This is a genomic window from Novosphingobium sp. KA1, assembly GCF_017309955.1.
GTDB lineage: Bacteria > Pseudomonadota > Alphaproteobacteria > Sphingomonadales > Sphingomonadaceae > Novosphingobium.
Window position 1 is genome coordinate 120,377 of the sequence record NZ_CP021248.1, and the last position, 18,599, is coordinate 138,975.

The following is an 18,599-nucleotide window of genomic DNA, read 5'->3' on the forward strand; positions in this document are numbered from 1 at the left end:
CATGCGCGAGGCGCTGACATTCTATATCGACGGCCGCTGGGTCGCCCCTTCGACGTCCGCCGTGATCGACGTGATCAACCCGGCCGATGCCGGGGTTGCAGGTACAGTGGCGCTGGGCGGCGAGGCCGACGTGAACGCCGCGGTCGCCGCTGCGCGGCACGCCTTCGACAGCTATTCCCGCAGCAGCGTCAAGGATCGCGCCGACCTGCTGGATGCGATCATCGCCGTCTACCAGAAGCGGGCCGACGATCTTGCGGCGGCCGTGACCGCCGAAATGGGCGCGCCGGCCTGGCTGGCCAGCGCTGCGCAAGTGCCCATCGGCATCGGTCATCTCCAGGTCGCCCGGCAATTGCTGGGTAGCTACAGGTTCAGCGAGCAGACCGGCACCACGCGCCTCGTCAGGGAGCCGGTCGGCGTCTGCGGCTTCATCACGCCGTGGAACTGGCCGCTCAACCAGATCGCCTGCAAGGTCGCCCCGGCCATCGCGGTGGGCTGCACGATGGTTCTGAAGCCCTCCGAAGTCGCGCCTTTTTCCGGTCAGATCTTTGCCGAGATCATGGCGGAGGCGGGGGTGCCGGCCGGGGTCTTCAATCTCGTTCACGGTGACGGGCCGGGCGTGGGGGCGGCGCTTTCGGCCCATCCCGATGTCGACATGATGTCCTTCACCGGATCGACCCGCGCCGGGGTGGAGGTTGCCCGCGCCGCTGCCGCCACGGTGAAGCGCGTCCATCAGGAACTGGGCGGCAAGTCCGCGAACATCGTGCTGCCGTCCGCCGATCTGAAGGCGGCGGTTTCCGGCGGGGTCGCGGCGATGATGGTCAATTCCGGCCAGTCCTGCAATGCGCCCTCGCGCATGCTGGTCCCGCACGCGCGCATGGCCGAGGCCAAGGCCATCGCCGCCGAGGCGCTGGCCGAACAGACGGTCGGGCGGCCGGAAAGCAATGCCAGGCTGGGCCCGGTGGTCAGCGAAGTGCAATGGAACAAGATCCAGCGGCTGATCGAGGCGGGCATTGCCGAAGGCGCTTCGCTTGTCGGCGGCGGTCCCGGCAAGCCCGACCAACTGGAGGACGGCTACTATGTGAAACCCACGGTGTTTGCCGATGTCACCAACGACATGACGATCGCCCGCGAGGAGATTTTCGGTCCCGTCCTGGCCATCCTCGGTTACGAGGACGAGGAGCAGGCGATCGCCATCGCCAACGATACGCCTTACGGGCTTGCCGCCTATGTGCAGGGCGCCGGTCCCGAAGCCGAAGCCGTGGCGGGCCGAATGCGCGCCGGGCAGGTCTATCTCAATTACCCCGAACTCGATCTGACCGCACCGTTCGGCGGCTACAAGCAATCGGGCAACGGCCGCGAATGGGGTGCCCATGCCTTCGGAGACTTCCTGGAGGTAAAGGCGGTGATGGGTGCGGCGGCACAGGGCTGACGGACGGATGAAGGCTTCCCTGCTCGACCTCCTGGCGGACGCGCTCGCGCTGGACGCGGACGCCCCCGCGATCTTCCATCGCGGGCAAAGCCGCAGCTTTCGCTGGCTGGAGGGCCAGAGCGACGGTTTTGCCGCCGCGCTGGCCGAGGCCGGGATCGCCCCGGGCGAGCGGATGCTGCTGTGCCTCCAGAACGTGCCCGAATTCCTCGTGGCCTTGCTGGGGGCGGCCAAGGCCGGCGTGGTCACGGTGCCGATCAACCCGATGTACCGGGCGGCGGAAGTGGAGCGCGTGGCGGCCGACTGCACGCCGCGCGCCGTGGTCTGCGAGCTTGCTCATGCACGGGATGTGCTGGGCGATGCTCTGCCGGGCCTGTTGCGCTTCACGGTGGGGGAGGGGGGGACTTTTCCGCAATCGGCAGAGGCGCAACCGTTCGCCGCGCGCCCGCGCGATCCGCTCATGCTGGTCTATACCTCCGGCACCACCGGCCAGCCCAAGGGAGCGGTGATCCGCCACGCCAATCTGCTGGCAGGTGCGCGGTTCTACCGCACGGCGGCACGTCTCCAGCCCGGTGAGCCGATCCTTGCCGCTGCGCCGCTGTTCCATGTGACCGGGCTTAGCGGCCATATCGGCGCGGCTCTGGCGGCCCGCGCGCCGCTGATCCTGACGTATCGCTTTCAGGCCGAAGCGGTGCTGGAGGCGATCGAGCGGCACCGGCCGGTCTTCACGGTCGCGGCGATGACGGCGCTTGTGGCGCTGATCGAGGCGCCTGCTTTTGCGCCGGAACGGGTCGCCAGCCTGCGGACGGTCTTCTCGGGCGGAGCGCCCGTGGCGCCGGCCCTGCGGGACCGGTTCCGGGAGGCGACAGGCGTAACCCTTCGCAATGTCTATGGTCTTACCGAGACGGTGGCGCCCGTCATCGCCTGCCCGCGGGAGCCGGAGGCGCCCGTCGACCCTGCCAGTGGCGCGCTGTCCACCGGCAAGGCGGTGCCGGGCACCAGGGTGCTCCTTCTCGGCGAACAGGGCGAGACCTGCCTGCCGGGCGAAGCCGGAGAGATCGTGGTGGCCGGTCCCAGTGTCGTTGAGGAATACTGGCAGGCACGAGAGGCGACCGACGAGGCCATGCGTGTCGAAGGCTTCCGCACCGGGGACATCGGCGTGATGGACGATCAGGGCTGGATCTATCTGATCGATCGCAAGAAGGACATGATCGTCGCGTCCGGCTTCAAGGTCTGGCCGCGCGAGGTGGAGGATGTCCTCTATGCCCATCCCGCGATCCGGGAAGCCGCCGTGGTCGGGGCTCCGGACGCCTATCGCGGCGAGACGGTGAAAGCGGTCATCAGCCTGCGCAAGGGCGCCTCGCTGGACGAGCAGGAGCTCATCGCCTTTTGCCGCACGCATCTGGCCGCCTACAAGGTGCCGCGCATCATCGCCATGCTCGATGATTTGCCCAAGACGCCGACCGGCAAGATCCTGCGGCGTGCGCTGCGTGGCTAGGTCGTAAACTCATAAACGGCGCCATCGAGGTTTGAGGCAAAATGGCTCAGCGGCAGGAGGGAAGGCGCTGGAATATGTCGATATTTCAAGACTTCCCGACGCAGCGCTGGGCCATTTTGGTCAAACCCCGAAGGGGCGCCCAAATGGCTTCCATCTCGAACCGAAGCTGCTTTGGACGGGCAACCAGCCCGCCCGGCGGCAACTTCGGCCCGAGCTGTTCGCCATTTGGGCGCCTCGATGGTGCCGTTTATGAGTTTACGACCTAGAGCGTTTTCAGGGTCATCAGGTGATTTCACCTGATGACCCTGAAAACGCGTCAAACCAAAATCTTAGAGCAGTTGATCCGAGGCGGCCGCGTTCAGGGGATCAGGACGGCCTTGATGCATTCGCCCCGCAATTGCGCCGCGACGGCCTCGTTGATGCGATCCAGCGGGAACGTCCGGATCAGCCTGTCGAACGGGAAGCGGCCCGCCCGGTAGAGTTCGACCAGGTGCGGGATGAAGGTGTCGAGATCGCTGTCTCCCTCGACGATGCCGTGGATGCGGTGGCCGTACGTGATGAGCGCGGCAAGGTTGATCGACAGGCTGCTGTCGGGGCGGGGCGGCACGCCGACCAGCCCGAGCAGGCCGTGGCTGGAAAGCGCGCCGAGGGCTGTCTCCACGACCGTTTCCCGGCCGCTGGTTTCGAAGGCGAATTCCACCCCGTCCGGCAGGATGGCGCGAATGGCTGCCCCTGCCTCGCCCGCCCGGGGATCGATGACGTGGGTGGCGCCCAGCGATAGTGCCATGTCGCGGCGCGCGGCAAAGGGTTCGACCAGAATGATCGTCGCGCATCCCTGCACCACCGCGCCCATCACGGCGGCAAGGCCGACCGGGCCGCCGCCGAAGATCGCGATCGTCGAGCCGGGGGGACAGGCCAGCGAACGCATGACGCCGCCCGCGCCGGTCTGGAAACCGCAGCCCAGCGGCCCGAGCAACTCCAGGGGGACATCGTCCGCCGCGATCCGCACGAGGTTGCGCTCGTGGGTCAGGGCATGGGCGGCGAAGGACGACTGGCCGAAGAAATTCGCCGAGACCGGGGCGCCGGCGATGCTGACGGGCGTGCTGCCATCCGCGCGTGCACCGGCGTAGTTCAGTACGGGAAACGCGCGGCAGTAGGAGGGCAGATGCTCCGCGCAGCGGGGGCAATCGCCGCAGCTGGAGAAGCCCAGTACGACCCGGTCTCCCACCGCCACTTTGGTGACCCCCGCGCCGACCGCCTCGACCACGCCCGCCCCTTCGTGGCCCAGCACCGCGGGAAGCGGGATCGGGATGAACTGGTCGCGGGCGATCAGGTCGGTATGGCACAGGCCGACACCGGCGATGCGCACGCGCACTTCGCCCGCGCTGGGGGCGGCCAGCTCGATGGTTTCAAGGGTGAAGTCGCCGTGTGCCTCACGGGCGATGGCTGCGCGTGTCTCCATGATCCGATGCTCCTCAGGCGGCGGTGTAGCCGCCGTCGGCCACGAATTCGGCGCCTGTCACGAAGGCGGCGGCATCGCTGGCGAGGAACGCGATCATCGGTGCGATGTCGCCCGCCGCGCCGAGGCGCTGCATCGGGATCAGCGCGGCCCAGGCCGCGAGCGCCGCTTCCGGCGGGATCGCATGGCCCTCGGCATCGCGCGGCGGGTCCCAGTCGGAGCCGAGATTGGTCTGGACCGGGCCGGGCAGGACACAGTTCACGCGAATGCCGCTGGCCGCCCATTCGTAGGCGACCGCCCTGCTGAGCGCCCGGACCGCGCCCTTGGTGGCGCTGTAGGCGGCGAACTGCGCGCCCGCGACCTTGCCGTAGATCGAGGCGACATTGACGATCGAGGCGCCGCCCGCGCCTTTGGCGATGGCCGCTTTCATCAGCGGTTCGGCGGTCTGCATGCCGATATAGACGCTTTCCACGTTGATGCGGTTCTGGCGGCGCAGCATCTCTACCGGGGCCTCGGAGAACGGCCGCGACATCATGATGCCCGCATTGTTCACCAGCACGTCGAGCCGGCCGAACCGCTCGGCTACCACTTGCGCGCAGGCGGCCCAGGCGGCTTCCTGGCTGACTTCGTGCGCCAATGCCAGTGCGTCGCCGCCGCAGGCTTGCGCGGTTGCGCGCGCACCGACGATGTCGAGATCGCTGGCGATCACCGTCGCGCCGTGGCGGGCCAGCGTCAGCGCGGTTTCGCGCCCGATCCCGGAGGCCGCGCCGGTTACCCAGGCAATCTTGCCGGCAAGGTCGAGGGGCGGTGTCGGCATGGTCATTCTCCGATGTTCGAACGGGCGTGGCGTTCGCGTGCCACGGCAGGAATCCAGGGCAGGCTGCTGTCGCAATAGGCCTCGAGACTGGGCGTCCAGCGGCCGGGATCGTCGAGGCTGCCGCCCTTGATGAGCGTCAGGCCGGGGATCGCCTCGGCAATCGAGACGATCGGCGATCCGCAGTCGGCGCAGAAGTGGCGCCGGACGGCCTGCCCGCTCTCGCCCCTGTCGGTAAAGACACGGGTCTCGCCCTGCTGGCTGTAGGCGGCATCGCCCACGGCCAGCACCAGCGAGAAGGCGCTGCCCGACTGGCGCTGGCAATGGCGGCAGTGGCACAGCGCGACCATGAGCGGATCGCCCTCGAAGGCATAGCGGACCTTGCCGCAGAGGCACGATCCCGTGTGCGTCGTCCCGGTCACAGGGCCATCACCACCGATTTGGGTTCCAGATAGGCGTCCAGCACCTCGCTGCCGTTCTCGCGGCCGATGCCCGACATCTTCATGCCGCCGAAGGGGAAGGCGGGATCGGCCAGCATCACGCAGTTGACGAAGACCGTCCCTGCCTCGATCGCGGCGGCGGCCTTGTGGGCAAGGCTCAGGTCGCGGGTGAAGACATGGGCGGCAAGCCCGAATGGGCTGTCGTTGGCCGCCGCGATCGCTTCCTCGATATCGTCGAAGGGCGCGGTGGCCAGCACCGGGCCGAACACTTCCTCGCGCATGACTTCGGCATCGGCGGGCACGTTCCGCAGCACCGTGGGGGCATGGTAATAGCCCTGCTGCGGCAGCGCGGCCGAGGACGGCATGGCCTCGATCCCGGCTGCCCTGGCCCGCTCCACGAAGCCGGTGACGCGGGCATGCTGGCGCTCGCTGATGAGCGGTCCGAGCTGGCTGGAACGGTCGGCGCTCGGTCCCAGTTTCTGGGCGCCGCCGGCAGCGGCGATACCTTCCAGCACGTCCTCGTAGACCGAACGGTGCACGTAGAGGCGGGTGCCCGCGTAGCAGACCTGTCCCGCGTTGAAGAAGCAGCCCATCGCCGCCTGCGGGATCGCGGCGGCCAGGTCGGCATCGGCGCAGATGATCGAGGGGGACTTGCCGCCCAGCTCCAGCGTCACCCGCTTCAGGTCCGGCACCGAGGCGGCCAGGATCGCCTGTCCGGTCGCGGTCGAGCCGGTGAAAGCCACTTTGGCCACGCGCGGATGCGCGGCCAGTGCCGCCCCGGTCGCGGCGTCGCCGGTCACGACACTCAGCACGCCTTCGGGAAAACCGGCCTGCCGCGCCAGTTCCACCAACCGCAGCGCGCTCAGCGGCGTTTCCGGCGCGGGTTTGAGGACCACCGTACAGCCCGCCGCAAGCGCCGGGGCGATCTTCCACATGGCCAGCACCAGCGGGAAGTTCCACGGGGTGATCGCGGCCACCACGCCGATCGGTTCGCGGCGGGAGTAGACATGGTATTCGCCGGGCGTCGCCGACAGTGTCCCGGCGCGCCCCGCCAGTTTGGAAGGCCAGCCCGCATAAGCGCGCAGCCACGCGGTCGCCGCCGGAATGTCCACGGCCTCGACGATGGCGATGGGCTTGCCGGTATCGAGTGCCTCCAGCGCGGCAAGGCGCGGCAGGTCGGCGTCCATCGCATCGGCCAGCCGGTGCAGCAGCCGTTCGCGCGCCAGCGGGGCGAGCCCGCGCCAGTCCGGCGCGTGGAATGCCTGCCATGCGGCCTCGACGACCTGATCGACATCGGCGGGCGAGGCCAGCGGGATCGCCGCGAAGGTCTCCCCCCGGCAGGGGTCGATGTCCGGCAGCGTTGCCGCGGCGAACAAGGGCTCTCCCCCGGCGCGCAGCGAAAGGTCGGGCAGGACGAGCCCTGCGAAGCCGTGAATGCCCTCGGACACGCGAAGATTGGTCACTGCTGTCTCCTCAGCCCGGCGTCAGGACGACATCGAGATTTTTCAGTCCGTTGATGAAGTTGGACCGGAACCGGCGCGGCGCCGATTGCACCGCGAAACCGGCGACACGCTCGGCAAGGATGCCGAAGGCCACCCGCAGCTGCATTTCCGCAAGGCGCGAGCCGACGCAGACGTGCTGCCCGGTGCCGAAGCCGAGATGCTGGATGTTGCCGCGTCCGACGTCGAAGCGGTGCGGATCGGGAAACACGCTCTCGTCGCGGTTGGCGGCGATGTACCACATGACCACCTTGTCGCCCTTCGCGACGGCCTGTCCGCCGATCACGGTATCCGCCATGGCGGTGCGGCGCATGTGCATGACGGGGCTGGCGTGGCGCACCATCTCGCGCACGGCATTCCTGAGCAGGTCCGGCTCGGCGCGGATGCGGTCCCACTGGTCGGGGTTCTCGGCAAAGGCGACCACGCTGTGGCTGAGCGAATTGCGCGTCGTCTCGTTGGCCCCGACCAGCGCGAGGATCATGTTGCCGGTGAACTCGCGCAGCGTGACCGGCTCGCCGTTCACGTCCATGGTTGCCAGCAGGGTGGCGAGGTCCTGCCCCGGTCGGGCCCGGCGTTCCTCGAACAGGGCGCCGCAGAAGGCCATGAACTCGCCGAGAACGGCCGCCATCGCTTCGGGAGACTGGCGAAAATCGGGATCGTCCTCGCCCACGAAGGCATTGGTCCAGTCGTAGAGCTTGACCCACATGTCGGCAGGCAGGTCGAACAGTTCGCACAGGGTCAGCAGCGGCAGCGGCGCCGACAGCAGGGGGACCAGATCGACCGTCTCTCCCAGCGGGATCCTGTCCACCAGCGCGAGGCAGCGCTCGCGGATGCGCTCCTCGATTCCGGCGAGCCGCCCCGGCGCGAGCGCGGGCATGATGAACTTGCGGTACTGGGTATGCCTGGGCGGATCGACCGAGATGAAGGGCGTGCCGATGGCCGATTCCCCCGCCCCGGTCAGCCCCACGTCGTTCTCGTTGAAGATGCGGTGGCCGCCGTTCTCGCGTGCCGAGGAGAACAGCGCGGGATTGCGCGAAACCTCGACGATGTCGGCATAGCGGGTCAGCGACCAGAACCCCGCGCCGTCGCTTTCCGGGGTCCAGCAGACCGGATTTTCACGGCGCAAGCGTTCGAACACCTCGTGCGGCGCGCGGTCCAGATAGAGATCGGGATCCTTGAGGTCGGGAGCGGAAGGCGCCGAAGCGGGGGCTGCAGGCATCACCGGGCGGCTCCTCAGAAGCTCAGGCGGGCGGTCACGCCGTACGTGCGCGGCGCGGCAGGGACGAGCAGGTTGTAGGTGAAGCCCGCGCCGCGCAAGTCGAGGCCATAGGCAAGGACCTTGCGGTTGAAGGCATTGTTGATCCAGGTGCGGATCTGGACGTTGTCGTGCTCCCAGACCAGCGCCGCATCGACCTTTGCATAGGCGCGCTGCTGAAGCTCGGAATTGACCTGGCCGGTGCCCGCCACGTCGGTGGTGTTGAACGGCGAGAAGTACTGGCGGCTGAAGTAGTTGACCGTGGGCGAGAACGTGACGGTATCCCGGCTGCCGTCGATGATCTTCCAGTCGAAACCGAGCTGCGCGGTCCAGTGCGGCGCGAAGGGCAGGGCGTTTCCGGAGAGGTCGACACCCTGCAGCGTGAGGTCCTTGTAGGTCGCATGCAGGTAGCCTGCCGAGGCGTTGATCACGAAGCGGGGCGCCGCCCGCAGGGTCGCTTCCACTTCACCGCCATAGACTTCCGCCTTGGGCGCGTTGACCAGGATATTGACCGGACCGGCGCGCAGATCCTGCACCTGCTGGTTGCGATAGTCGTAATAGAAACCGGCGGCCGACAGCGTCAGGGCATTGTCCAGCAGCCTGCCCTTGACGCCCGCTTCGTAGGCATTCACGCGCTCCGGCTCGACGTAGTTGACGCCCGAGGAGGAGGTGTAGCTGCCGCCGTTGAAGGCGCCCGACCGGTATCCCCGGCTGTAGCTGGCATAGACCAGCATGCCGCTGTCGAACGTATAGCTCAGGGCGGCGCGGCCGGTCAGGGCGTTGTTCTTGCCGTCGAGGTTGAAGCGGGCACCCGGATCATAGGCGCAGGTGCCCGGCGCGGTGTCGCACGGCACGGTAGTGGCGATCGGCGTCATCGCATCGTCGACGCCGCCGGCGAAGAGGAAGGCGTAGCCATCGCGGTACTTGGCGCGATCCCAAGTGTAGCGCGCGCCGAGCGTCAGCACGAGCTTGTCGGTCAGGTCGTAGTCGCCCTGAAGGAATACCGCATAGGATCGGCGATCCTGACGGTAGTGCTGGAAGAATCCGCCGTCGACGCCCGCGCCGAGCGCGCTGCCGATGTTGAAGCGGTTGTCGGTGACAGTGCGATCCCAGCCATAGAACAGGCCGCCGACCAGCTTGAGCGCATCGCCGTCGTAGTTGACGCGCGTTTCCTCGCTGAACTGGCGGAAATTCGACTTCCAGTGGATGTCGAGAACGTCCTGCGGCGATCCGTCCGCCGCCTGGGCCAGATCGAGCTTGCCGCCATCGTAGGAGGTGATCGACGTCACCGTCACCGTGGGACTGAGTTCGAGCGAGACGTTGGCCGCCGCGCCCCAGGCATTGGTGCGGCTGAGGCCGACGCGGTTCTCGTTCACCTCGAAGAAGCCCAGACCCGAGGCGGCGCGCTCGCTCGGGATGCCGAGCGGGGTCGCCTGCGTGCCTCGGTCGCGTCCGGCATAGGCGCGGATCTTGATGTCGAGCGCGCCGTTGCCGGGCTTGGCGCGCAGGGCCACGCGGCCCTGCAACGTGTTCACGCTGTTGGCGTCGGGACCGCCGGGGTAGACGTTGCTGATCTGGCCGTCGCCCTTTTCGTAATTGATGGCGGCGCGCAGGCCGAGCTGATCCTCGACCATGGTGGTCTCGATCGCGCCCTGTGCCTTGAACGTGTTGAAGTTGCCGTAGCCGGCCTCGACGTAGCCCTCGGTTCCTTGCAGCTTGGGCTGGCGGGTGATGAAGTTGATGGCGCCGCCGGTGGTATTGCGCCCGAACAGGGTTCCTTGCGGGCCGCGCAGCACTTCCACGCGGTCCAGATCGAACAGGCCCATCCCGTGGCTGGTGCGCGCGGCGATGTAGACGTCGTCGATGTAGACGCCGACGGGAGAGGCCTGGTTGGCATTGAACTCGTTCGCGACACTGATGCCGCGCAGCGAGAAGTTGGGTTGGGTGCGACCGAAGGAGCTGCTGACCTGCAGGTTGGGCACTGCCGTGGCCAGCGAGGCGGAATTGGAAATCCCCTTGGTTTCGAGAGTATCTCCGCCCAGCGCGGAAATGGCGAGAGGGACATTGAGAAGCGACTGCGAACGGCGCTGCGCGGTCACGATGATGTCGCCGGGTGCGGCCTGCTGGGGGGCTTCGACTTCCTGAGGCGCAGGCGCCGCTTCCTGAGCGACAGCGATGTTGGAAACGCCGCAGCACAGGACGGCGGACGCAATTCTCCCGGCAGTGATCTTCATGTGTACCTCTCCTCCCATGCCCCGTTTTTGTTCGAGGGGCTTTCGGGTTGGCTCCTTGGTAACGAAGGCCTGCGCGATTGGCTTTACCCGGGCTTGATACCGATTTTGGCATTTCTTGCGCTTGTCTTGAGCTGGACCGGCTCCGGGCTTCAGTGTCGCGGTCAAGCCGGGCGTCAGCGCCTGAAGCCAGTTCCGGACGGCCCTGCAAAAGAGGCCCGCCGGTATCGATTGCGGAGAGATTTCACCCATGCATCCCAGGCACTTTGCCGTCAGCCATGCGAGCCGTCCCGCTCTGGTCATTCCCGAGGCGGGCGAGACCGTGACCTATGGCGAGCTGGAATCCGCGGCCAATCGCGGCGCCCATTTCCTGCGCGCGATCGGGTGCAGGCGGGGCGAGGTCGTCGCGGTGCTCATGGACAATGAGAGCGCGATCTTCGAAGTGAGCTGGGCGGCGCAGCGCACGGGGCTCTACCTGACCAGCATTTCCACGAAGCTGAGCGCCGCCGAAATCGCCTATATCCTGAAAGACGCCAATGCCCGCGTCCTGGTCGCGTCGGACCGGCTGGCGGAGCTGGCGGCGGCGGCGCTGCGCGAGGTTCCGGGCGCTGCGGGTTATGTCGTCAATACCGCCGCGCAGGGGCTGGGCGGCTGGCGGGACGCGGCTGCACGTTTCCCCGAAACGCCCGTGGCGGATGAAAGCGCCGGAACCGACATGCTCTATTCTTCGGGCACGACCGGACGGCCCAAGGGCGTAAAACCACCGCTCCCGCAAGGCCCGCTCGATGAAACGACCCCGCTCGAGACGATGGGAACAGGCCTCTACGGGATGAGCGAGGAGACGATCTATCTGTCGACCTCGCCGCTCTACCATGCCGCTCCGCTGCGCTGGGCGATGACGATCCACCGGCTTGGCGGCACGGTTGTCGTCATGCAGCGCTTCGATGCCGAAGCCGCGCTGGCGATGATCGAGGCGCACCGTATCACCCACGCCACCTGGGTGCCGACGCACTTCGTCAGGCTGCTCAAACTTCCCCCGCCAGTCCGCGCCCGCCACGATCATTCCTCGCTGCGTGCCGTGATCCACGCCGCGGCGCCGTGTCCGGTCGCGGTCAAGCAGGCGATGATCGACTGGTGGGGGCCTATCGTGCACGAATACTATTCGGGCACCGAATGCTGCGGCATCACGGCGCTGGCCTCGGACGAGTGGCTGGCAAGGCCGGGCTCGGTGGGCAAGGCCGTGCTGGGCAATGTCCGGATTCTCGGGCCGGACGGCGAGGAACTGCCGGCGGGCGAGACGGGCGACGTCTATTTCGCCGACGGCCCTGCGTTCGCCTATCACAACGACCCGGAAAAGACCGCCGCTGCCATCAATGCCCGGGGCTGGGCGACACTTGGGGATGTCGGGCATGTCGACCGGGACGGTTATCTCTATCTGACCGACCGTCGCAGCTTCATGATCATTTCGGGCGGGGTGAACATCTACCCGCAGGAGATCGAGAACTGTCTGGTCACCCACCCCAGGGTTGCCGACGTCGCCGTGATCGGCGTTCCGGACGAGGACCTGGGCGAAAGGGTCATGGCGGTGGTGCAATTGGCGCCCGGCGTGGTCGCGGGGCCCGAGCTGGCGGACGAACTGGCGGACGAACTGGCAGGCTTCACCCGCTCCGCGCTGGGCGGGGTCAAGACACCCAAGGCATTCGTGTTCCGGGATGAACTGCCGCGCGAGCCGACGGGAAAGCTCATGAAACGCAAGCTCATCGACGAGTTCCGCGCCGCATGAGCGGCGCAGCGCAGGGCTGACCCATGGAACGCCGCATCTTCGAAGTGGAGCATGCCCTGTTCCGCGCCTCCGTCGCCCGCTTCATGGCTGCCGAAATTGCCCCGCATGCCGAACGCTGGCGCCGCGAGGGGATCGTCGAGCGCGAGGCCTACCTGAAAGCCGGGGCAGCGGGGCTCCTCTGCCTGTGGGCGGATACCGCCCATGGCGGCGCGGGGATGGAGGACCTGCGCTTCGACCAGATCGTCATCGAGGAGAACGTGCGCGGCGGGGAGACGGGGTTCTATCTCCATCTCCACAGCAACCTCGCGGCGCCCTATATCGCGAAACTCGGCGCGCCTGCCCTGCGCGACCGGCTGATGCCGAAGATCATTGCCGGGCAGACCATCCTTGCCATCGCCATGACCGAAGCGGGCGGGGGAAGCGATCTGCGCGCGATCCGGACCCGGGCGGTGCGCGATGGCGATGGCTGGCGGCTCAACGGCGCCAAGACCTACATCTCCAATGGCATTCTTGCAGACGCCGTGGTCGTTGCTGCGCGGACGGGGGCGGCACGTAAGGAGGAGGCGGGCGGCGGGCAGATCGGCCTCTTCGTGGTCGAGCGCGGAATGGCCGGTTTCGAGCGGGGGCGCAGGCTTGGCAAGATGGGGCTCGCCGCGCAGGATACCGCCGAGCTGTTCCTGAGCGATGTGCAGGTTCCCGCCGAAAACCTGCTGGGCGATCCCGCGCGCGGATTGGCCGTGCTGATCGAATTCCTGGCGACCGAGCGCCTGATCGCCGCCATCGCCAGCATGGCCGCCGCGCAGACGGCGCTGGCCCTGACCACGGACTTCGTGAAGACCCGGATCGCGTTCGGTCGTCCCGTTGGCCTGTTCCAGCACAACCGCTTTCGTCTGGCGGCGCTGAAGGCGCGGATCGACGCCGCGCAGGTGTTTGTCGATCAGCTGGTGCTGCTGGCCAATGCCGGGCAGCTTTCCGGCGAAGCGGCCGCCGCCGCCAAGCTCATCGCCAGCGAACTGGAGGGCGAGATGACCGACCTCGGCGTGCAACTGCATGGCGGCGCCGGGTACATGGACGAATTCCGCATCAGCCGCATGTATACCGACGCGCGGATCAGTCGCATCTTTGCCGGACCGAACGAGATCATGCTGGAAATCATCGCCCGCGGCATGGGGTTCGACGAGCGGGACTGGCCGGGCCGAGATCACAAAACGTAAAAATCGATGCAAATTTTTGACAAGGCATCTCGCCGTGAATTGGGGTATCCCTCTCGGATCGAAAGAGCAGCCTGACTGCCGAAACGGGAAGAGGAATGGATACGCATGAGCGTTCCTGACGGGCATTCGCGGCCCTTGCGGTGGCGGCCATGATGGCGGGTCGCGGCATGGACGTGCCTCACGTCTGGCATGGCGAGGCCATAATCGCCGACACGTTGCAGCGCGGTCCGGAAGTCAGCCTGGCATCGACCGACGGCCGCTGGCGTTTCAGCCGCTGGCGCCAGTTTGTCGGCAGCTACGCCCTGCCGGGGCTGCCCGATCCGCTGTTCGTGGTCCAGCTCGCCGGCAAGACCAGCGTGCGGACCTGGGAGCGGGACGGGTGGAGCGAGGACGCATCCTATCCCGGCGCGGCGACGATCGTACCGGCGACGATGGCGACGCGCTGGCTGGTCGACGGCGAGCTCGATGTCGTGACGCTCAGCATCGATGCGGACGAACTGCGCTCGGCGGCCGTGCTCGACCAGTTTTCCCACATGCGCTTTGCCTTCAACGATCCCCTTGGCTCGGCCTTGTCGCGCCAGATCCTGGCCGAACTCTACGAGCCGGAATCGGGCGCGCGCGATATCTACGTGGCGTCGCTGATCGATGCGCTCAAGCACCACATGATGCGTGGTCCGCGAAAGACGCTCGCGGCGGATTTTCCGACGTCGGCCTTCTCCTCCTACCGCATTCACCACATCATGGATTCGGTGAGGCAGAAGCCCGAGGCGGAGCACAATCTGGAAAACATGGCGGCGAAAGCGGGAATCACCGCTTCCCACTTCTGCCGCGTGTTTCGCAAGGCGACAAACATGACGCCGCACCAGTTCGTCCTCAAGGTGCGGCTGGAACGGGCGCAACAGCTTCTTTCGCAGTCCGAAACCCCCATGAACGCCATCGCCGAAATGCTCGGATTCACCAGCCAGAGCAGCTTCAACCGGGCGTTCCTCAGGTTCGCCGGCGAAACGCCGACCGCTTTCCGCAACCGCCGAGGGGCCGGCAGTCGGGGCTGGGCCGCAAACGCATGAACGGCCTGGGGCGGCGTGGACGGGCGATCCGCGGCCATCGCATCGCATGTACCTCCCCTTTTATGGCCGTCGATTGTTCGTGTAATGTCGGTGCAGGACGGGTGCAGGCCGAAGCGTGGGTTGCGTGAAATTCGGGTTGCCGCTCGCCAGCCGTCGTTGACGTCCGGTGCATGCATCGGATTGACGGCGGCGGCGTACTTGTAGGTCGCGGAATTGCCGAACTATTTCATCTCCACGAAACTGGTGGAGAAAGCCCGTGCGATTGCGTCTGATAGTGTGCTGCCCCCTGGTCCCGGGACTGATGCTGGCGGGCTGTGGCGGTTCGAGACCTGCCGGCGAGGCGGGGTACGAGGCGATGGCGGGGAACGCCGAAAGCGGCGAGCGATACGATGGCAAGGCGGTCAGCCCGATCCACCGGGTCGCGAGCGAGCCGGTCTCGACGTTCGCGGTCGATGTCGACACGGGCTCCTATGCCAATGTCCGGCGCATGCTGATGGGCGGTCAGCCGGTGCCGCCCGAGGCGGTGCGGACCGAGGAAATGATCAACTATTTCCGCTATGACTATCCCGCCCCGACAGACCGCTCCACGCCCTTCAGCGTGACCACCGATCTTGCCGTCACCCCGTGGAATCCGCAGACCCGCCTGCTGCGCATCGGCCTGCGCGGTTACGATGCCCCGCGCGCGCAGCGGCCGGCGGCGAACCTCGTGTTCATGGTCGACGTTTCGGGTTCGATGGATGCGCCGGACAAGCTGCCGCTGGTCAGGCAGGCCTTGTCGATCCTTGCCGAGGGCCTGCGCGCGGACGACAGCGTTTCCATCCTCACCTACTCGGGTTCGGTGGAGACGCTGATCGAGGGCAGCCACGATCCGGCAGCGATCAGGGCGGCGCTGTCCGGGCTGACGGCCGGGGGCGGCACGGCGGGCGGTCCGGCCCTGTCGATGGCCTACGAGCTGGCCCGTGCGCATCGCATCCCGGGCGGCATCAACCGGATCGTCATGGCCACCGACGGGGACTTCAACCTTGGTCTGTCGGACCAGAAGGGGCTTGAGGCCATGGTCCGCCAGAACCGCGAAGACGGCATCAGCCTGACCACGCTCGGCTTCGGGCAGGGCAATTACAACGATGCGATGATGGAGGCGGTCGCCGATCTCGGCAACGGCAACCACGCCTATATCGACAGCGCCATGGAGGCGCGCAAGGTGCTGGACGAGGAACTGTCCTCCACCCTGTTCACCATCGCCAGGGACGTGAAAGTGCAGGTGGAGTTCAATCCGGCGGCGGTCGGCGAGTACCGCCTGATCGGCTATGAGAACCGCGCGCTGCGCGAGGAGGACTTTGCCGACGACAAGGTGGACGCGGGCGAGATCGGGGCGGGGCATCAGGTCACCGCGCTCTACGAGATCGTGCCTGCCGGTCAGCAGGGGTGGTTGCCGGCGCGTCGGTATGCCGCCAATGGCGCGCCGCCGCCGGTTCCGGCCGGCGATGCCTCCGAAGCGGCGACCGTGCGGCTGCGCTACAAGTTGCCGGATGGCACCGAAAGCCGGTTGATCGAGGTGCCGGTGGCGGCGGGCCGTCTTGCGGCGGCAAAGGCGCCGACGGGGGACATGGCCTTTGCCATTGCGGTGGCCGCTTTCGGGCAGAAGCTGCGCGGCGATACCCGGCTGGGCCGGTTCGACTATGGCGACATCGCGAGCCTGGCGGGGCCGCAGGGCGATTACTGGCGCAAGGAGTTCGTGGAACTGACGCGGCTTGCCGCCAGCCGCGCGCCTGCCGGGACGGAGACTTCCGCCGCCGAGTAACGCGGCGACTTTCCCCACGATCGCGCGCGTTCCTCTGGCCAGCCCGATCCGCCCGTGCCATCAGGGCGGATCGGCGCAGGGCCGGATCGAAGGTACAGCAAGAATGACAGGCATTTCCGAGGCCACGCCAGCCAGCGCGCGGCCGATGGCGGAACTCACGCTGCGCGGCGTGCTGCTGGGCGGGGCGATCACCCTGCTGTTCACGGCGGCGAACGTCTATCTCGGGCTCAAGGTCGGGCTGACCTTTGCGACCTCGATTCCCGCCGCCGTCATCTCGATGGCGATCCTGCGCATGCTGGGCAATTCGACGATCCTGGAAAACAACATCGTCCAGACCGTGGCGAGTGCGGCGGGCACGCTGGCGGCGATCATCTTCGTGTTGCCGGGGCTCGTCATGATCGGCTGGTGGCAGGGCTTCCCTTATTGGACCACGGCGGCGATCACCGGCACCGGCGGTATCCTGGGCGTGCTGTTCTCGGTGCCGCTGCGCCGCGCGCTGGTGGTCGATACACCGCTTCCCTATCCCGAAGGCCATGCCGCCGCCGAAGTGCTGCGGGTCGGTTTCGCCAGCGAGCAGGGCGCGGCGGAGAGTGCCAGGGGCCTCTCGGTGCTGGCCTGGAACACGGTGGCCTCGGCCGCCTTCGCGATCCTGACGCAGACCAAGCTGATTGCCGCCGAAGCTTCGGTGTGGTTCCGCACCGGGGCCGGGGCGACCGGCATTTCCGGCGGGCTTTCGTTTGCGCTGCTGGGGGTCGGCCATCTCGTCGGGATCTCGGTGGGCATGGCGATGCTGCTGGGCCTTGTCGTCGGCTGGTGGGTGCTGCTGCCGATGCTGACCGCCAATCATCCGATGCCGGGTGCCAGCGTGGAAGACTGGGCGGGCAGCGTGTTCAGCGCCGATGTGCGCTTCTTCGGCGCGGGGGTGATTGCGGTTGCCGCCATCTGGACGCTGCTGCGCATCGCCGGGCCGGTGGTTTCGGGCGTGCGCTCGGCGCTGGCGGCCAGCCGGGCGCGCAGTGCCGGGCAGGAACTGGCGCTGGAAGAGCGCGACATGCCGATCGGCATCGTCGCTGCCGCGACGATGGCGATGCTGGTGCCCATCGGCATCCTGCTCACCAGCGTGCTGTCGGGCGGACCGCTGGCCGGTTCCTCGCTCCTTCTGGTGGGCGGCGCGCTGCTGTTCGTGCTGGTGATCGGCCTCTTGATCGCGGCGGTCTGCGGCTACATGGCGGGCCTGATCGGGGCGTCGAACTCGCCGGTCTCGGGCATCGGCATCCTTGCCGTGGTGGCCGCCTCGATCCTGCTGGTGGGCCTGTTCGGGCGTGACCAGAACGCGGATACGGCGGCGGCGCTCGTCGCCTATGCGCTGATCGTCACCGGCGTGGTGTTCGGCGTGGCGACGATCTCCAACGACAACCTGCAGGACCTCAAGACCGGCCAGCTGGTCGGCGCGACGCCGTGGAAGCAGCAGGTGGCGCTGGTTATCGGCGTGGTGTTCGGTTCGCTGGTGATTCCGCCGGTGCTGAACCTGCTGAACATGACCGTCGGTTTTGCCGGAGCGCCCGGCGCGACCGCCGAGGCCCTGCCTGCCCCGCAGGCGGCGCTGATCTCGGCGCTGGCCAAGGGCGTGCTGGGCGGCGATCTCAACTGGGCGATGATCGGCTGGGGCGCGGCGGCGGGCGCGGCCTTCGTGGCGCTCGACGAAGTGCTGGGGCTGACGGGCCGCCTGCGGCTGCCGCCGCTGGCGGTCGGCATCGGCATCTACCTGCCGATGAGCGTGATCCTGCCCACCGTCACCGGCGCGATCGTCGGCTGGTTCTACGACCGCTGGGCCGCGCGCCGCGCCGATCCCGAGTTTGCCCACCGCATGGGCGTGCTGACCGCGACGGGCCTCATCGTTGGCGAAAGCCTGTGGGGTGTCGGCTTCGCGCTGATCGTCTGGGCGACCAACAGCGAGGCGCCGCTGGCGCTGGTGGGCGCCCTTGGCAAGATCCCGCTGGTGGCGGGCACGGTGCTGTTCGTGCTGATGGTGGCCGGGCTCTACCGGCGCACGCGGGGGCTGGTTACCGCCCCCGCCGCGTAAGACGGCACCGGCCGGTGCGCACCGGCCGG

General features: G+C 67.7%; 13 protein-coding genes. 7 read left to right on the plus strand and 6 right to left on the minus strand.

The window, feature by feature from the left end:
- Position 1 precedes the first annotated feature (1 nt).
- Both CA833_RS18300 and CA833_RS18305 read left to right on the plus strand, forming a co-directional pair.
- Positions 2 to 1,429, plus strand: coding sequence for an aldehyde dehydrogenase family protein (locus CA833_RS18300; RefSeq protein WP_207080725.1), 1,428 nt, complete (start codon positions 2 to 4; stop codon positions 1,427 to 1,429).
- Between the two features lie 7 nt (positions 1,430 to 1,436).
- Positions 1,437 to 2,924, plus strand: a complete 1,488-nt coding sequence (locus tag CA833_RS18305) for a class I adenylate-forming enzyme family protein (RefSeq protein WP_207080726.1) — start codon at positions 1,437 to 1,439, stop codon at positions 2,922 to 2,924.
- Between the two features lie 358 nt (positions 2,925 to 3,282).
- On the opposite strand, the gene CA833_RS18310 is transcribed toward CA833_RS18305, so the two are convergent.
- The 6 genes from CA833_RS18310 to CA833_RS18335 are packed head-to-tail and all read right to left on the minus strand — an operon-like array spanning position 3,283 to position 10,625.
- Positions 3,283 to 4,386, minus strand: coding sequence for an NAD(P)-dependent alcohol dehydrogenase (locus CA833_RS18310; protein ID WP_207080727.1), 1,104 nt, complete (start codon positions 4,384 to 4,386; stop codon positions 3,283 to 3,285).
- Between the two features lie 13 nt (positions 4,387 to 4,399).
- Positions 4,400 to 5,200 (minus strand): SDR family NAD(P)-dependent oxidoreductase, encoded by an 801-nt coding sequence (locus tag CA833_RS18315; protein WP_207080728.1) that lies wholly within the window; start codon positions 5,198 to 5,200, stop codon positions 4,400 to 4,402.
- Positions 5,201 to 5,202: 2 nt separating this feature from the next.
- Positions 5,203 to 5,619, minus strand: a complete 417-nt coding sequence (locus tag CA833_RS18320; protein ID WP_207080729.1) for a GFA family protein — start codon at positions 5,617 to 5,619, stop codon at positions 5,203 to 5,205.
- Positions 5,616 to 7,100: an aldehyde dehydrogenase gene (locus tag CA833_RS18325; protein WP_242526523.1), complete on the minus strand. Its 1,485-nt coding sequence runs from the start codon at positions 7,098 to 7,100 to the stop codon at positions 5,616 to 5,618. The genes CA833_RS18320 and CA833_RS18325 overlap by 4 nt, the downstream gene beginning before the upstream one ends.
- 10 nt (positions 7,101 to 7,110) lie before the next feature.
- Positions 7,111 to 8,355 carry a cytochrome P450 gene (locus CA833_RS18330; protein ID WP_207080730.1) on the minus strand — a complete coding sequence of 415 codons (1,245 nt, stop codon included), beginning with the start codon at positions 8,353 to 8,355 and terminating at the stop codon, positions 7,111 to 7,113.
- Positions 8,356 to 8,369: 14 nt separating this feature from the next.
- Positions 8,370 to 10,625, minus strand: a complete 2,256-nt coding sequence (locus CA833_RS18335; protein WP_207080731.1) for a TonB-dependent receptor — start codon at positions 10,623 to 10,625, stop codon at positions 8,370 to 8,372.
- A gap of 247 nt (positions 10,626 to 10,872) precedes the next feature.
- Between CA833_RS18335 and CA833_RS18340 the strand changes: the two genes are divergently transcribed.
- From CA833_RS18340 to CA833_RS18360, 5 genes are all read left to right on the plus strand, one after another.
- Positions 10,873 to 12,405: an acyl-CoA synthetase gene (locus CA833_RS18340; protein WP_207080732.1), complete on the plus strand. Its 1,533-nt coding sequence runs from the start codon at positions 10,873 to 10,875 to the stop codon at positions 12,403 to 12,405.
- Between the two features lie 23 nt (positions 12,406 to 12,428).
- Positions 12,429 to 13,619, plus strand: coding sequence for an acyl-CoA dehydrogenase family protein (locus CA833_RS18345; RefSeq protein WP_207080733.1), 1,191 nt, complete (start codon positions 12,429 to 12,431; stop codon positions 13,617 to 13,619).
- A gap of 149 nt (positions 13,620 to 13,768) precedes the next feature.
- Positions 13,769 to 14,686, plus strand: coding sequence for a helix-turn-helix transcriptional regulator (locus CA833_RS18350; RefSeq protein WP_242526524.1), 918 nt, complete (start codon positions 13,769 to 13,771; stop codon positions 14,684 to 14,686).
- A 301-nt stretch (positions 14,687 to 14,987) separates the two neighbouring features.
- Complete coding sequence (locus tag CA833_RS18355; protein WP_207080734.1) at positions 14,988 to 16,487, plus strand: von Willebrand factor type A domain-containing protein; 1,500 nt, start codon at positions 14,988 to 14,990, stop codon at positions 16,485 to 16,487.
- Between the two features lie 103 nt (positions 16,488 to 16,590).
- Positions 16,591 to 18,570 carry an OPT family oligopeptide transporter gene (locus tag CA833_RS18360; RefSeq protein WP_207080735.1) on the plus strand — a complete coding sequence of 660 codons (1,980 nt, stop codon included), beginning with the start codon at positions 16,591 to 16,593 and terminating at the stop codon, positions 18,568 to 18,570.
- Positions 18,571 to 18,599 lie beyond the last annotated feature (29 nt).

Excerpts from the sequence above, each read along its gene's own strand:
- CA833_RS18300 (WP_207080725.1), top strand. The coding sequence starts at position 2 with ATGCGCGAGGCGCTGACATTCTATATCGACGGCCGCTGGGTCGCCCCT.
- CA833_RS18305 (WP_207080726.1), top strand. The coding sequence starts at position 1,437 with ATGAAGGCTTCCCTGCTCGACCTCCTGGCGGACGCGCTCGCGCTGGAC.
- CA833_RS18310 (WP_207080727.1), bottom strand. The coding sequence starts at position 4,386 with ATGGAGACACGCGCAGCCATCGCCCGTGAGGCACACGGCGACTTCACC.
- CA833_RS18315 (WP_207080728.1), bottom strand. The coding sequence starts at position 5,200 with ATGCCGACACCGCCCCTCGACCTTGCCGGCAAGATTGCCTGGGTAACC.
- CA833_RS18330 (WP_207080730.1), bottom strand. The coding sequence starts at position 8,355 with ATGCCTGCAGCCCCCGCTTCGGCGCCTTCCGCTCCCGACCTCAAGGAT.
- CA833_RS18335 (WP_207080731.1), bottom strand. The coding sequence starts at position 10,625 with ATGAAGATCACTGCCGGGAGAATTGCGTCCGCCGTCCTGTGCTGCGGC.
- CA833_RS18340 (WP_207080732.1), top strand. The coding sequence starts at position 10,873 with ATGCATCCCAGGCACTTTGCCGTCAGCCATGCGAGCCGTCCCGCTCTG.
- CA833_RS18345 (WP_207080733.1), top strand. The coding sequence starts at position 12,429 with ATGGAACGCCGCATCTTCGAAGTGGAGCATGCCCTGTTCCGCGCCTCC.
- CA833_RS18350 (WP_242526524.1), top strand. The coding sequence starts at position 13,769 with ATGATGGCGGGTCGCGGCATGGACGTGCCTCACGTCTGGCATGGCGAG.
- CA833_RS18355 (WP_207080734.1), top strand. The coding sequence starts at position 14,988 with ATGCTGGCGGGCTGTGGCGGTTCGAGACCTGCCGGCGAGGCGGGGTAC.
- CA833_RS18360 (WP_207080735.1), top strand. The coding sequence starts at position 16,591 with ATGACAGGCATTTCCGAGGCCACGCCAGCCAGCGCGCGGCCGATGGCG.